This is a genomic window from Marinifilum sp. RC60d5, assembly GCF_052400665.1.
Classification (GTDB): domain Bacteria; phylum Bacteroidota; class Bacteroidia; order Bacteroidales; family Marinifilaceae; genus JBQTGK01.
Map to the genome: position 1 here is coordinate 355,820 of NZ_JBQTGK010000003.1, position 16,090 is coordinate 371,909.

Here is a 16,090-nt window from a genome sequence, read left to right on the forward strand (position 1 = left end):
ATGTACTGTTGCTAAGTAAGGTACAAAAAATCTAAATTATTTAGAAACTTGCTTCAACAATTAAAGGCATGCTGTTTTTTGTTAATTCTTCTCTTTTAAAATTGCCATAGAATTTAATTTTAGAAAAACCGGTTTCGAGAAGTAATTTTTCAATTGTCTGTTTTCTTAGAGCTAACAGAGGAATACAGTTACGAATTTTATTTTTAGAGTCTTTAATTGTTAGGATCGTTTCAAATTCTACTTTGTTTTCTTTTTGCAAGTAATTGTAGTTTCTCTCGAATTTAATAGTCTTATTTTCAATGCTTGGCAGAGAAGTAATATTCTGATCGATGATTCTATCGTAATTAATAATTTGAAATAGTAGCTTGCCTGAAGATTTAAGAACCATTTGTGCTTTTTTAAAAAAATCGGCTACCATTTCTTCAGATTCTAAATGAACTAAAGTATTGCCAAAACAAGCAATAATATCGAAATTCGATTCACCAAAAGAGGAGCCAATATTAAGCATGTTTTCAAATTTAAACTTTAAATTTTTTTTTGCATTTGTTTTCGTCATTGCTCTTTTTACCATTGCTTTATCTAAATCTATTCCAACTACTTTTTTGTAGTTTTTTGCTAATTCCACAGATAAATTTCCGGTTGCACAGCCAATATCCAAAATAGATAGTTCTGATGCTGATTTAGAATGTGATTTTTGTATGAATTCCAATTGAATTTTATTCAGAGGAAAGATGTATTCGTAATAGGTAGATATGCTTTGATAGAAATTCATGTTTTCTATATTTAGTTTTAAGAATACTGCAAGATATATAATTTAAGAGGTTTTTATAAAAACGGATTGTAATTGCTTGATAAATTCCGTGAGAACAAAGTTTCTATTTATGTGGTGGCAAAGAGAATTAATTGTAGGCTTGGTGATTTTTTTTCTAAAATAAAATGGAATAAATAAGTGCTAAAATAGAATGGTAGTAAAAGTAATATGTCGAAAAATGGTTCTATAACCTGCTTTTTTATGCTATAGAATAGTTTAAACGTATTGTCTGAAATTTAAATTAAGATATCTTTGTTTTTTATTCTTTCTGTCTGAATTAATAGGAAGAATAAATAGTATTTATATCATTATTAATATTTTTTTAAACAATGGAACAATTGAGAATTGTGTCGGAGAGACGTTCTCAGGTGTCTCGTTTCAAAAGGTGGAGTCGTAAAGGCTTTGGCGTGTTTCAAAGTCTGAAACATGAGGTTACTATAGGTTGTCTTGTTGCAACTTATTTAAGTACCGCCACCATTGAAAAAGCAAGTGCACAAACCGAAACTATCTATGTAAACCAGGATCAGAAACTGGATGAGGTGGTTGTGAGTGCTCAGAGAACACCCGTAACGTACTCTCAGGTTGCCAGAGTGGTAACCGTAATGGAGAGAGAGGAAATTAGTGCTACACCAGTACAAAGTGTACAGGATCTTTTAGAACATTTGCTGAATGTGGATGTGCGGCAAAGAGGAAATCATGGAGTGCAGGCCGATGTGAGTATTCGCGGAGGAAGCTTTGATCAAACCATGATTTTGCTAAATGGTGTAAACATTACCGATCCGCAGACAGGTCACTTGAGTATGAATTTACCGGTAGATCTGGAAAGTATTGAACGTGTTGAAATTCTTCACGGACCTGGCGCCAGAGTTTTTGGTCCCAATGCGTTTAGTGGAGCCATTAATTTTATTACTGGCACCAAAAGAAAAAATAACATTAAACTTGCTGCCAGTGCAGGCGAAGATGGGTTTTATTCCGTATCTGCAGCAGCAACTTACCTTACAGGTTCTCTTAAATCTTATGTTGCCCTAAGTCGTAAAGCCAGTGATGGGTATATCGAAAATACCGATTTTATATCTACAAATCTTTTTTATCAGGGACAATTATCTACTTCTCAAGGTGATTTAGATCTTCAGGTGGGATATAATACCAAGGGATTTGGGGCCAATAGTTTTTATACGCCAGCCTATCCAAATCAGTACGAGGAAAATAAAACTACATTCGCCAGCTTGCGATTTTCAACCAAGGGGAAGGTAAAATTTACTCCAGTAGTATACTGGCGTCGTCATCAGGATCGTTTCGAATTATTTCGTGACAATCCTGCCTCATGGTATACCTCGCATAATTATCATTTAACCGATGTTTATGGTACAAACCTGAATACCAGTTTTAACTGGGCATTGGGAAAGAGTGCCACAGGTGTAGAATTTAGATCGGAGAATATCTGGAGTAATGTATTGGGTGAGGAGATGGATGAACCTATGAAAGTGCCAGGAGAGAGAGGAGCTTTTTTTACCAAGCAGCATACTCGTACCAACATGAGCTATTTTCTGGAGCATAATGTTTATCTCGATAGATTGACTATTTCTGCAGGAATTATGGCAAATTGGAATTCCGATTTGGGTCGTGACTTTAACTTTTATCCAGGTGTTGATGTGAGTTATCAGCTAAAAGAGAATTTAAAATGGTATGCATCGCTTAATCACTCTTTGCGTATGCCTACGTTTACAGATCTTTACTATGCAGGACCTACAAATATTGGAAATGCAGATCTTGAACCCGAAGAAGCAACCACTTGGGAGAGTGGGTTTAAATATAATAATCACTTGTTCAGAGCACATGCTTCCATCTTTTATCGTAAGGGAACAAACATGATTGATTGGGTAAAAATGAATGCAGAAGATAAGTGGCAAAGCCAGAATTTAACTGATATAAATACTTTAGGACTGGAATTTTCTGCTCAATTGTATCCAAAAGCAATTTGGGGTAAGGATTTTCCTTTAAAAAGTCTGAAAATGACTTATGCTTACCTGAATATGGATAAATCTTCCGATGAATTTATCTCTTTGTATGTATTGGATAATCTGAAACACAAACTGAGTCTTACTTCCGATTACAGGATTTGGGATAATTTGGGAACCTCATGGACTATTTCTTATCAGAATCGCGAAGGTGGATATATTTATTACGACAAGGCCAATAGCACTTACGGCGAGGAGCGTAGTTATTCTCCTTTCTGGCTAATGGATGCACGTATTTATTATCAAAAACCTAAGTATACAGTATATGCTGAGGCGTCTAATGTTCTGGATAAGGAGTATTATGATAGAGGTAATATTACTCAGCCAGGCAGATGGCTAAGAGTAGGAGTAAAGCTGAATCTCGATTTATAGAGGTTTTAGGACAGCTATAGCTTAGACGAGGTTCTTTATTCCCCATAATTTAATTTCGATTGTTGGGACAGACTATTTCCTGTCCCGATTTTATCGGGAAGACCCGCTTGGTTTATGCTGAGCTTTTCGAGGTGTTTGATGTGAAAGATTCTCCGCTAGGCTAATAGCCTAGCGGCTACCTAATTGATTAGGCTTTCGTGCTTTATTGCTTCTGTATTTCGATCAATTCTCTATTCACATATAGGGTTTCTCGTCCTACTTTTTGAGATTCAAGCACATTAATACTTTCTAATTGTAATTCCACCAGTTCTGCCAAGGCAGCAGTTGCCTTGTTCGTTTGTCGAAGTACCTCGATAGTTTCTACCTTTTCTCTTAAAGGAGGAAGCTTTTCAGTTTTTATATGGTGCATTTTGTCCCATGTTCCTTTTATTTGCACCAAAATACAAAATTAGATGCATGTATTAATAGTGTGGGACTTTTTGTACTGTATGAAGCTTAATGGCAGTTTGTCTAAAAGCTAAGAAAACTGCGTAATTAAAATTTAAATATAGCGGTTTTGAGGATACATAAAAATTGAAAACACTTTTAATTTGAAGTAGAATTGAGGCTTTTATTTTGGCTAGTTTCAACTCAAATAGTATCATTATTTCAAGAAAAGAGAATAAATGCTGTATTGCATATTTCATAAGTGTTTCCACTCCAGTAATATTGATTAAACGACGCAAGTTATAGGCTGTCATAATAAAGCCCACATCTGCACTAGCTCTTCTAATTCCTTTTTTGTCATAATGTGATTGAAACCCCATTGTCGTTTTATGGTTTCGTAGGGATGCTCGACTATGGCTTGCCGTTTTTTGTAATAGCTCTGATTCTGATTTACCCGTTGTTTGTTTTTGCCGATGAGATTCTGATGTTTGCTTCGTTGAGTAGCCCTACCTCAAACAGCTTTACTGTATTGATCCTTTACCTTTAAGCCTTAGTGGTGTATCGTTTAAATAGGTAAGTTTTGGCTTTGTGGACAAGTATAATAGTCTTCTTGTTTATTGGACTTGAAGTTGCCTACATTATATTCTGGATTATCCAGTTATGCTACGCGTCCAGAAATATTATTTAATTTTCCAATTTTTAAATCAGAAATAAAAAATCGCTACCGGATGAAGGGTAGCGATCTCTTAACTTAGAGGGTGGAAGCCCCTTTAGTCTAAGCAAGCTCTTTAATGTGAACACGGAGGGATTCGAACCCCCAACCTCCACGGCCGTAACGTGGTGCACTATCCAGTTATGCTACGCGTCCATATCTCTTAAAGACGCTGCAAATATAGGGGTTTTAGGATGTGAAGTGCAAATGTTTTTGCAATTATTTTTTATATAACAACATAAAAAATGCTAATGTGTTTATTGGTAGAAAATTAGGATGTAAAAAAAATATCAGAATTCTTAAAAAACGACGAAAGTCTGGTTTTAACAAATGGTTTTGGCACAATTAACAATCCTTTAACAATGCTATTTCTAGACTTCAGTATTTTTTTATTTAAATTTAGTTTAAATAAATAATTGCTTAAATTGTAGATAAATCTATGTTTTTGTCTGTGTCAAAATAAATTTTTATTTGTGGAACAGAATTAGAAGTATAATCAATCGATTTTTTTAGAATGTAAAGGCAATTAAGAATTAGAAATTTAAAATGCGAAACTTATGAAAAAAAATATTATTAATGCTGGAGTTGTACTAATTGCTATCGTTTTTCTATCTGTTAATACTTTATATGCAGATAATGGAATAAAAAAAATAGATCATCAAAAAAGTAAGATAGAATGGTTAGGTAAAAAAGTTACTGGAGAACATTCCGGAACTATAAAAGTTAAGGAAGGCAGTATTGTTTTAAATGGAGATAAAATAGAAAAAGGAAGTTTTATTGTTGATATGACAAGTATAATTAATACTGATATTAAGGGTGAGGGATCTAGAGCTAAATTGGAAAGACATCTAAAATCGGAAGACTTTTTTGGTGTAGAGAAGTTTCCTCAGGCTAAATTTGTAATTGATGATTCGAAGTATCTAAATGATGGTAATTATAAAATTAAGGGAGATATTACCATAAAAGGAATTACGCAGCCAATAGAGTTTAAGGTTAATTTGCATGCTCATGCAGATCTTATTCATATTAACGGAAAAGTGATTATCGATAGAAGTAAGTTTAACATTCGCTATGGTTCGGGTACATTTTTCGAAAATTTGGGCGACAAAACAATTTATGATGATTTTGAGCTAAATTTGGACTTGTATTTACGTTAAATTATTTAATTGATAAAGTGATACCGGGTTTGCATAAATCCGGTTTTTTTTGTGATGGATGTTAATATTTAAAGGAGTATAAATATCTGCTGATAAGGGAATTTTTTGATCTTATTGTAAATAATTGTATTTTAATAAAGCTTTAAATCCTAAATCACATTCAACTATGAAGCGGAGTATTTTTACCATGCTATCTATATTCATAATTTTTGGCGTTGTTAATGCTAAAGTAAACCCTAATAATATTAAAAGAGGTACTGTTTATTCTTCAATTCTTAAAGAAAATAGGGAACTGCAAATTCTACTCCCAAGCGAGTTTAATGATACTTATTTTACTTACCCTTCAATTTACATATTAGATGCCGAAATTAACTTTAGTACAGCTGTTGAGGTATTAAGTTTTTTAATGGATAATCATTTTATACCTCCTCATTTGGTGGTTGGAGTTGTGAATACAGATCGTTTACGGGATATGACTCCTGTGGATAGTGTTTTAAGTAAAACAATATTTCCAACAAGAGGAGGTTCAGACTCCTTTCTTAAGGTATTAAAGGATGAGATTATACCCTATGTAGACAAAAATTATCGCACTAATAAACGTCGAATGATTATTGGACATAACTATAGTGGTTTATTATCGGTTCATGCTTTTATAAACGAACCGGATTTATTTGATAAATATATGGCTTTTAGCCCTATTCTTTGGTGGAATGGAACTGCTGTTCTGCACGATATGGAGAAATATCTATCTGAAAAATCGAGTTTACGAAAGCACTTATTTATAAGCTTTGCCAGGGAAGCAAAAAATATGCTAGAAGCATGTAAAGGATTAACCAATGTTTTGGAAGAAAAATCACCAGGTGATTTAAATTGGAAGTGCGATTGGATGCCTGATGAAGATCATTACAGTTTGTATCGAAAGAGCTTAATGAAAGGAATGGAATATGTATTCAAGAATTATAAGTATCCAGATATTCAGTCTTTAGCAAATAAAGGAGTCGAGGAGGCTAAAAGATATCAGCGCGATATCATGTTAAATTATGGTAGAAATGAAAAATTACCATATTCCTTATTGGAAAGTGTTTGTTTACAGCTAAAGCAGGAAAAAAAGTTTCAGAATGCTTTATTATTTCTAAAATACACTCTTATTAACTATCCCAATAAGGCAGAGCCATATTATTATGTTGGTGAAATTTATGAAGCCATAAATAAACCCGAAAATGCCATGGAATTTTATGAAGAAGCCCATAAAAAAGATATGGGACGTTGGGATTATGAGCAAAAATATATGGCAATGAAAAAACTGATAAATGAAATTAAAAATCATACCCTGAATAAAACTGAGTTGTAATCAGATTTTAAAGATGATATGATTTAGGCTATTTTATTGAGGATACAGCTAGTTTGATTCCATATTATGGAATGTAAAAAAGCTAGTCGCTCCTGCTTTTATGCTAACACTTATATTCTGATTTTTTACAGATCCGGTAGGAGAACTAACCTGAAGGTTAATAGTGTTTTCACCCTCGTTTAGGTGTAATCTTGTGTAATGAATAGAATGAGGTAAAGTCTGCCAGTTTCGAGTGTCGGCTTTTTCTGTAGCGGCGTTTAAAATCCCAATTAGCATACCAATATTATCATCCTTACTACGCGCATAGTTTTCAATTGCTTTTTTAGTTGCTAAGCGAAGCAGAGAAGTAGCCATTTCTCTTAGCATTCTATCTTTTAGAGATTTAAATGCAATTGCATTGATATCTTCACCTTTGTCGAGTTTATAAATTTTAGAATCGATTTGTACTGATGCCGAAGTGTAAAAAGGTATGCGTTCGGAATATTTTGGGAAAGCAACACGTACAAATTCCAGATCATTAAGAGAAGACTTTGTTCTACTATCTAAATCACCTAAAAAGAAAGGAAAGCTAATGTCTTCGTTTTCATTTACAATGGTTAGATATCCATCCCGTTTGTTAAGTGTGCTAAAATTAATACTCCATTCATCTTTTACAGGTCCCAATCCGTTTAACCAAATTAAGATTAAATCACCTTGGTTTTTCGTAGTTTTAGAAAAATCAAAGCCAAATTTTTCTTTGTAAAATTCATAGTCCTGACTCAGTCCGGTTTCATATGCAGTTCGCAATAAGTCTTCTTTTAATTGATGTGGACAAGGTGTATTAAAATTTTTCAGGTAATTGTTTTCGTAGATATTATATGCATTTCGGTATGCAATAAATGCATTGTTCGAATCGCCCGATGAGTCGTATATTAACCCCATAATGGTGTGAGCAAAGGCATCATCGCTATATCTATTTTGATAATTTCTGGGGTATTTGTCATTTAAAGCATAAAGCTTTTCATTTACTCGTTTGCATTCTACTAGTGCTTCCTGCGTATTACCAAGTTCCAGATAACTTAATGCTTTGTAGAAATTAAGCATTACATTTTCAAAATCTTCAGGAACATAAGGCTTAGTAGCCGGATTTGTTAACAAAGCTAATGCTTCGTTGGCAATATTCTTTCTTTGATCTTCTATAAATAAATCAGCCTGATTAAAATAGTCGGTAGCTTTTACGTAATCTTGTTGCATCCAGGCTAAAGTCCCTTTGTTTAGCAAATACAAGGATTTATTTTTATTGCGATTACTTTTGGGATCACTATCCAAAGTTTTTTCAGCATTTACAATATCTCCATTAAGGAAATACTGGTTAAAAGCTTCGTTTTGGGCATAGTAAGTTGCACAGCTTGTGAGTATAAAACCAGATAAAATTGCAATTGAGAGTGCAAGTATATTTGCTAATTGTCTATTCTTCATAAGAATAATGATCAGAGAAAGGAGGGAAGTCATTTAGACTTCCCAAGATGTATAATTATCGATTAACGTATTTTTTAATTTTTTTATCACCCATCCAAACCAATTCATTCGATTCAAGGTTTGTTAATTCAAGATTTAACTGATAATATCTTACTTTTTCTTTTTTATAGCTATCTATAATAGAGGTAATATCTCCTTGAAGGATAAAATCAGCACCAAGTTCACGTCCCCATTTCTTAATGGTTTCTTTAGAAGCAAAATCTTGCTGATCGGCTCTTTCCTGGCGAAGTTCTTCTCTTTTTGCACCAGCCTGAACCAAACGAACACGACCATCATTTAATATAGCTTTCTCAATGTCTTTAATATAAGTATCAGAATCGATATGTTCAGAACTTTTATTAGTTATTAATCCAACTGTTACAACAGGTTTTCTGTCGAATTCCTGTTTAAAATTTCCAATCCATCCCTGGTTTAGAACTTGATCTATAAGAGCATCGGCAGCTAGCTTAGAGTCGGAATCGTTCCAACGTCCGCTTAAATCAATTTGCTGGTCGGGAGAAACTCTTGTAACTTGTCGTGAGCAAGATGCAAAACTTAATACAACAAGTGCAACAACGAATAGGCGAAATGAGTATTTCATATTTTCAATCATTTTTGTTTAATTATTTCAAAATTTGTGTGCCTTAAGGCATATATTTCTTTTTTAACAATATTTATGCCATTCTATAGCATTTTTGCAATCATCATTTTCATGTTTTTATAATGTAATTTACTAACAGGAGTAAGGGGTAAACGTAATTCATTTTTAATAAGTGATTTTTGGTGTAAAATAGCTTTAACGCCTGCAGGATTTCCTTCTGTAAATATATTTTGAATGATATCATACATTTGATAGTGACTTGCTAAAGCTTCTTTATTATTTCCCGAAAGTGCATTTCTAACCATTTGGCTAAATTCTTTTGGAAAAGCATTTCCAATAACCGAAATAACTCCTGAAGCACCTAACTGTATCATAGGAAATGTTAATGCGTCGTCTCCTGATATTAGCATGAAATCTTTAGGCTTATTTTTAATAATTTGCATTATTTGTTGCATATCGCCCGAAGCTTCTTTAATAGCAATTACATTTTCAATTTTATTGGCGATACGAATTACCGTATCGGCATTAATATTTACACTTGTTCTTCCCGGAACATTGTAAATCATAAGAGGAACAGGGCTAGCCTCTGCAATTAATTTATAATGCTGGAATATTCCTTCCTGACTGGGTTTATTATAATAGGGTGCAACAGATAGAATTGCGTCAATTTCTGAAAATTTGTCGAACTCATTTATCTGTTCAATTATTTGAGATGTATTATTTCCCCCAAAACCGATTACAATAGGTACTCTTTTGGCGTTGGTTTTACATACAAGCTCAATAACTTTTGTTTTCTCAAATTTTGTTAATGTTGCAGCTTCTCCCGTTGTTCCCAACACAACTAAATAATCAACTCCATTATCTATTTGGAAATTTACCAGTTGTTCCAGAGACTTGTAATCAACACTTTTATCGGTGTTAAAAGGTGTTATTATTGCAACTCCTGTACCTGCAAATTTTTTATTGTTCATTCGTAATTACTTTTTTATTAGTGTAAGGTAGTTTAAGCTCTCTTTTATTAAATTTTCTATCGATTTATTTTTAGATTGATCTATCATTAAATCGAGATTTTCTTTGTTTTTTGATAAGGAGCCAACTTTACAGGCAGCTATAGATAATTTTGTAATGTATTGCACTGATATGTGCTCCGATTCTGTTAATACAAAAAGAAGATCAAATTCTTTATTTACAAATTCGTTAAGCTCTGGTACAATTGGCTTTCCATTCCATTTTATATCTTTATTGGTATAGAAAATGATTTTTTGTCCTACGCTAAAGTCGGGCAATTCATTTGCATTTACCCATCCAATAGTATCTACTTTATATCCTTTATTGCTTAAATCTTCAGAGAATTTTTTAACAATAGAGTAATTCTTATTTTCTTCTGTGTCAAAAATAATTCCAATGCTTTTTGCACTTTCTAAATTATGGAATTCTTTTTTACGAGATATTTTTTTCTGTTTTCCCTTAATTAGATTAAGAGCTAGTTTTTGTTTTATGTTTTTGAAAAAACTCATTTCAATTTTTAACAGTTAAATTACAGGATAATAAAATATTAGCTGAATGGGCCTTGTTCTTTGTGTTCACAAGTTATGAAAAATTTCATTTTTGTAATTCAAATTATGCTTATTTAAATTTTTTTGGTGCTTTATATCCATCAGAAAATACTTTTCCCGGTGCTATTTTTAATTGCTTAGCTAATTCATTTAAATTTTTCGAATTTGTTGTTTGGCACGCTTTTAAAGCAATTTTTGCACAAGCTAATGTATCTTCCAGTGCATCGTGGTGTTTTAGTGAGATATCAAACAGATGTGCTAATGTATTTAGTTTATGATTAGGCATGCCTGGCCAAATATTTTTACTGATTTGTACCGTACACAGATAATCAAATTCGGGAAGGGGAATGCCATAAGTTTCCATACATGCTCTTAATACAGATATATCAAAACTTGCGTTGTGTGCAATTACTATATTTCCCTCGATGTATTTTTCTATTTCTTCCCAGATATAGTTAAAGCTTGGCTTATTTTCAACATCTTTTTCTCTAATGCCATGAATACTTACATTTATTGGATGAAAATACATGTCGGGAGGAGAGATTAACCAGTCTTTACTTTCAATAATTTTTCCATTTTCAACACGTACTAATCCTAAAGAGCATGCGGAATTGCGCTTGGCATTTGCGGTTTCAAAATCGATAGCGGTAAAATTCATTTTATTTTAATATTTGCTTGATTATAAAGGTGAGATGTAAAAAAAGAAAGAAGTAAACTTAAATATGCGTGCTCCTTTCTTTTTAAATCGTTTTTTAAAGTCCTATCATTTGTAAAAAATCATTTTCACTTTTAATATCAATACCTAATTTTTCAACCTTAGCCAGTTTGCTGGGGCCTATTTTTTCGCCAGCCAGTAAAAAACTTGTTTTTTTAGAGATGGAACCAACATTTTTTCCACCGTGTAATTCAATTAATTCTTTTAATTCGTTTCGAGAGTATTTTGAGAAACTTCCGGATATTACAATTGATAAACCATCAAGAATCTTACTGCTACCTTCTTTTTCAATTTCGATTGTTTCAAACTGTAAGCCATATTTCTTTAGCTGACCAATAAGTAATTTATGGTGTTCGAGCGAGAAGTATTCAACAATGCTTTCTGCAATTTTACTCCCAATTTCATCAACTTCGATTAGTTCTTCAACACTTGAGCTGGCAAGTTTCTCTATTGATGGTATTGCTTTTGCAAGTGTTTTTGCAACGGTAATGCCAACATATCTAATACCCAAAGCATATAAAACTCTTTCGTAAGGAATTTTTAAGGATTCTTGTATGCTATTTAAAATACGCTCTGCCGATTTATCGCCCATACGTTCTAATGGAATAATATCTTCCTTTTTAAGCTTGTACAGATCGGAAATATTACTAATTAATTGTTTTTGAAAAAGTAAGTCGATGGTTTCTTCGCCTAATCCATCCAAATTCATTGCTCTGCGGCTAATAAAATGTTCTATTTTGCCTTTTATCTGGGGAGGGCATCCCATATCATTGGGACAATAATGGTTGGCTTCACCTTCATTTCTAACTAGTTCGCTTCCGCATTCCGGGCAGTTTGTAATAAACTCTATAGGTTTGGCACTATGGGTTCGTTGGGTAGTATCAACACCTACTATTTTAGGAATTATTTCTCCACCTTTTTCTACAAAAACGGTATCATTTTCATGCAGGTCTAAATTTTTAATAATGTCTGAGTTGTGCAAAGATGCTCTTCTTACTGTAGTACCGGCTAATTGAACTGGATAAAGGTTTGCTACAGGAGTAATGGATCCTGTTCTTCCTACCTGATAACTTACATGTTCTAATTTGGTAGCTACTCGTTCGGCTTTGTATTTATAAGAAATGGCCCAGCGAGGCGATTTTGCAGTAAAGCCAAGCTCTTCCTGCTGATCGAGCGAATTTACTTTAATAACAATTCCATCAATGGGTACAGGAAGTTCTTCTCTTTTTTTATCCCAGTATTTTATAAAATCGATAACTTCATCTATGTTTTTGCATAAAGCTGTATTGGCAGGAATTTTAAATCCCCATTTTTTTGCTTTTTGCAAATTATCATAGTGATTGTCAGAAGAAATATCCTTACCCAATAGGTAATATAGGTAGCAATCGAGTTTGCGTTTAGCCACGAGAGCCGAATTTTGCATTTTTAAAGTCCCCGAAGCAGCATTTCTTGGATTTGCAAATGGACTTTCTCCTATATCTTCTCGTTCTTTATTTAATTCGTTAAAAACAGCAAAAGGCATTAGAATTTCTCCACGAATTTCAAATTCATTTGGATAATCACTACCATTTAATTGTAGTGGAATTGAACGAATTGTTTTTACGTTTGCCGTTACATCATCACCTCTAACTCCATCGCCACGTGTAATAGCCTGAATTAGTTTTCCATCCTTATAGCTTAACGAAATTGATGTTCCATCATATTTCAATTCACAAACATATTCAATATCTTCTTCAATTAATTTTTTGATTCTGGTTTCGAAATCCCGAATTTCTTCTTCTGAATAAGTATTACCCAGGGAGAGCATTGGGTATTTGTGTTCTACCTGATTAAATTCCAGGTTTATATCACTACCAACACGTTGCGAGGGGGAGTTTGAATCATTATATTCCGGAAATTTTTTTTCCAGATCTATAAGTTCTTTTAATAGTATGTCAAAATCGTAATCGCTAATTACTGGTTGCGATAATACGTAATAATTATGGTTGTGTTTATGTAATTGTTCACGCAATTGTGAAATTCTATTTTTTGCTTCTTCTTGATTCATAACTTGTAAAGTATGCTATATGGTGTAGATCAAGGATTTTAATCTTAAAATTCCTCGAATTGTAAAAATAGTAAACCTTGTTTTGATTTCGTAAGTCTTTTTGAGAAATATTTTAAATGTTTGTTATAGGGGATAATGGTTAAAATAAATTAAACATATTTCATAGGCTTAATATGTTCTTATTGTTCATGGATGTGTATATTTAAAGGGATTTTAAGTTTTATAACTTACAATATATAATTATTAGCAAATTTAAAAGTCATTAAAACTATACTTTTATTTGATATTTATGTATATTATTAAAAAAAGATTTCAGACGTGTATATTTATTGTGCTTATAATATATTTACTAATATATAATGTTGAATAAAAACATATTGGTATAATATATTTTATCTAGGTATACTTGTTTTTATTACATGTTTATGATGTTGTAATTTAGTTTGTTTAAATATTAATAAAGTAATCATTTTATAATATTATTATTGATTAAATGTTTTTATATTTACCTGAATTTTGTTTAAGTAATGATATTGTAAAGTATGATTGATTTGCTGAATATTCATGAGATAATTTGAAATTTTAATCCTTAAAAAAAGTATTATGAAGAAAATTTTATTGTGTTTAACACTTGTGTTTTATTGTGGCTTATTTGTAGAAGCTCAAATGCAAGAAAAATGGAAGGCAGAAGCAGGATCGGCTATTAAGTGGAATAAGTTTTCTCCTGATGGTAGTCTTATTTGTGGAACCACAGGTGGTAAAACTGTAGCAATGGATGCTTCAACAGGTAAAATAATATGGGAAAAATCATTTGAGTATGGTGCTTTTTCAATCTTACCTAATACAAGTTACGTATATTGGGAAAATGATAATTTAGGGATAAAAATTTTAGATCCAATTAATGGAGAATTAGTATGTGATTCTAAAGCGCTTGGTGTATCAGATATTAATTCACATTATCCAGTTCGTGCAGGAAATGGTTTCTTGCTTTATACCAAAATGGGAGATAAAGAACAGTTTTGGATGGTTAATCTTAAGGATGGTAGCTTAAGATGGAAAAGAGAATTCGATTTTGCAAAGAAAAAGAGCATTGCAGGTATTAGTATAGAAATGGCTGAAGATGCTTCGAAAATGGTTTTGCATTGCGATCCTATTGGAGATGGTAAAGGTGGTGTTTTTGTTGCTTTTCACGATAGAATCATGAATATTGATAAAGACGGAAATACAGTTTGGGATATTGAGTATCCTTCTCAATTTGGAGATCAAAAAGGATTTTTCAAATCATCGGGTGTAGATTTTCACAATATAATTCCTGATCAGACGGGTAAGTTTTTATATGTTTTTAGTGGTTCGTATATGTCTTGTCACAGAAAAACAGATGGTGGACTTGCATGGACTAAGCCAGTAAAAGTATTTGCTCCTGTTGAAAATATTATTTTCGAAAAAGATGGAATGACTTTAATACCAAAGCCAAAAACTGCTATGCAAAAGGCTTATATTAATTCTATTGATTATGCTACAGGTACTCCAAAATTTGGAGAGAAGAGTTTGAGAGTTAAAGGTGGTTTTGTACAGTCATCTTTCTGCTCAAAAGGTATGGTTTTTATTACTAAGTCGTTTATGAATAACTCACATTACTTCAATATCATTGATATGAAATCGGGTAAGTTTGAGTTGGAAAAGCCGATTAAAATATTCGAAGGTCCTTATAAAATATCTGAAGTTAAAGGTGGTATATTAATTACTTCAGATCATGGCGCAAATTTATACAATTATCAAAGCAAGCAGATGTCAATCGACAATCAGTTAAAAATTGGTAAAGGAGCTAAGTTGTGCAGATTTGATAGAAATGGATTAAGTTACCTTTACTCAAGTACAAAGGGAAATGTGTTCACTTTAAATCATTTTAACTTAAAAGTTAAACAGTTAAATAAGGCGAAAATTGAGCTAAAAGGAGGCGATTCTGCCGACGGAATTACTGAGTTTGAAGATGGATTCGTTATTTATTCAGCTCAAAACATTGTAAAATTGGATTGGGATGGTAATATTAAATTCCAAAAATATTATAAAGCTCCTGGAGCGGGTACAAAAGCGATTTTAAAAGCTTCATTTAGTATGTTGGGAGGATTGGCACAGATGGCTGCTTCGGCAGCTGTAGCAACGACTTACGATGCTGCTGCTACAAGTGCTCAGAATGGAATGAAAGCAATGGATCAGCAAGCCGATGAAATGGTTGCTTTAGGTGAAATGTCTGCTACGGATTATGCCGATTGGAAAAGAGATTCGAAAGAAATGGATCAGCTTTTAGATGAAAGTAAAGACGAGGTTAATAAAGAAATGGCAAATGTTGCCGCTATGGGATTTGTTAATTCTCTTGAGGCTGGAGTAGAAATAGGACGTGTATCAAAACGTTTCAAAAATTCTAAAGCCACTAAAAAATATGTTGTTCTTATGACTAATAATAAAGAACAAGGTGGAGTAGGTCTTGCTATTGTATCTAAAATAGATGGTGAAATTAAAGGCTTTATTCCTATGAAACAAAGTAGAACTGGAACAAGCTATAATATCGATCCTGCAACTAATTATTTATATTGGATGCCTACAATGGATAGCAATGTAAAATCAAAAAAATATCCTAATATTGATATCATGCAAAAAAGTGGTACTGTGTTAAGTTATGATTTGAATGCTCTATAAAAATTTATACTAATATTAAAATGGCGAGTTTGTTAATGCTACAAACTCGCCATTTTTATTTAGTAGTTATTCGTAGGTGATTAACTTTTTAATTCTCCATTTACCGATTTAAACTTGTCTTTAACCGATT

12 protein-coding genes and 1 tRNA gene are annotated in these 16,090 nt (G+C 32.6%); 4 read left to right on the forward strand and 9 right to left on the reverse strand.

Features of this window, described 5'->3' with window-relative positions:
- Window positions 1-40 precede the first annotated feature (40 nt).
- Window positions 41-772 carry a class I SAM-dependent methyltransferase gene (locus ACT3CE_RS09010; protein WP_444709438.1) on the reverse strand — a complete coding sequence of 244 codons (732 nt, stop codon included), beginning with the start codon at window positions 770-772 and terminating at the stop codon, window positions 41-43.
- A 368-nt stretch (window positions 773-1,140) separates the two neighbouring features.
- Between ACT3CE_RS09010 and ACT3CE_RS09015 the strand changes: the two genes are divergently transcribed.
- Entirely contained in the window at window positions 1,141-3,201 is a 2,061-nt protein-coding gene (locus ACT3CE_RS09015) for a TonB-dependent receptor plug domain-containing protein (protein ID WP_444709439.1), read from the forward strand.
- A gap of 202 nt (window positions 3,202-3,403) precedes the next feature.
- On the opposite strand, the gene ACT3CE_RS09020 is transcribed toward ACT3CE_RS09015, so the two are convergent.
- Together ACT3CE_RS09020 and ACT3CE_RS09025 are read right to left on the reverse strand one after the other, a co-directional pair.
- Window positions 3,404-3,610, reverse strand: coding sequence for a hypothetical protein (locus tag ACT3CE_RS09020; protein ID WP_444709440.1), 207 nt, complete (start codon window positions 3,608-3,610; stop codon window positions 3,404-3,406).
- An 811-nt stretch (window positions 3,611-4,421) separates the two neighbouring features.
- A tRNA-Arg gene (locus ACT3CE_RS09025) sits at window positions 4,422-4,495 on the reverse strand.
- A gap of 401 nt (window positions 4,496-4,896) precedes the next feature.
- Here ACT3CE_RS09025 and ACT3CE_RS09030 point away from each other — a divergent pair.
- Complete coding sequence (locus tag ACT3CE_RS09030; RefSeq protein ID WP_444709441.1) at window positions 4,897-5,496, forward strand: YceI family protein; 600 nt, start codon at window positions 4,897-4,899, stop codon at window positions 5,494-5,496.
- 166 nt (window positions 5,497-5,662) lie between these two features.
- Window positions 5,663-6,847, forward strand: a complete 1,185-nt coding sequence (locus ACT3CE_RS09035; protein ID WP_444709442.1) for an alpha/beta hydrolase-fold protein — start codon at window positions 5,663-5,665, stop codon at window positions 6,845-6,847.
- A 48-nt stretch (window positions 6,848-6,895) separates the two neighbouring features.
- Here ACT3CE_RS09035 and ACT3CE_RS09040 read toward each other — a convergent pair whose 3' ends face one another.
- From ACT3CE_RS09040 to ligA, 6 genes are all read right to left on the reverse strand, one after another.
- Window positions 6,896-8,305: a COG3014 family protein gene (locus ACT3CE_RS09040; RefSeq protein ID WP_444709443.1), complete on the reverse strand. Its 1,410-nt coding sequence runs from the start codon at window positions 8,303-8,305 to the stop codon at window positions 6,896-6,898.
- 55 nt (window positions 8,306-8,360) lie between these two features.
- Window positions 8,361-8,945, reverse strand: coding sequence for a penicillin-binding protein activator LpoB (locus ACT3CE_RS09045; protein ID WP_444709444.1), 585 nt, complete (start codon window positions 8,943-8,945; stop codon window positions 8,361-8,363).
- Between the two features lie 83 nt (window positions 8,946-9,028).
- Window positions 9,029-9,916 (reverse strand): 4-hydroxy-tetrahydrodipicolinate synthase, encoded by an 888-nt coding sequence (gene dapA / locus ACT3CE_RS09050; protein ID WP_444709445.1) that lies wholly within the window; start codon window positions 9,914-9,916, stop codon window positions 9,029-9,031.
- A gap of 6 nt (window positions 9,917-9,922) precedes the next feature.
- Window positions 9,923-10,462, reverse strand: a complete 540-nt coding sequence (locus ACT3CE_RS09055) for a DUF6913 domain-containing protein (protein ID WP_444709446.1) — start codon at window positions 10,460-10,462, stop codon at window positions 9,923-9,925.
- 109 nt (window positions 10,463-10,571) lie between these two features.
- Window positions 10,572-11,159 carry an exonuclease domain-containing protein gene (locus ACT3CE_RS09060; protein WP_444709447.1) on the reverse strand — a complete coding sequence of 196 codons (588 nt, stop codon included), beginning with the start codon at window positions 11,157-11,159 and terminating at the stop codon, window positions 10,572-10,574.
- Window positions 11,160-11,253: 94 nt separating this feature from the next.
- Complete coding sequence (gene ligA / locus ACT3CE_RS09065) at window positions 11,254-13,263, reverse strand: NAD-dependent DNA ligase LigA (RefSeq protein ID WP_444709448.1); 2,010 nt, start codon at window positions 13,261-13,263, stop codon at window positions 11,254-11,256.
- 603 nt (window positions 13,264-13,866) lie between these two features.
- Between ligA and ACT3CE_RS09070 the strand changes: the two genes are divergently transcribed.
- Window positions 13,867-15,960, forward strand: a complete 2,094-nt coding sequence (locus ACT3CE_RS09070; RefSeq protein ID WP_444709449.1) for an outer membrane protein assembly factor BamB family protein — start codon at window positions 13,867-13,869, stop codon at window positions 15,958-15,960.
- Window positions 15,961-16,090: the final 130 nt, after the last annotated feature.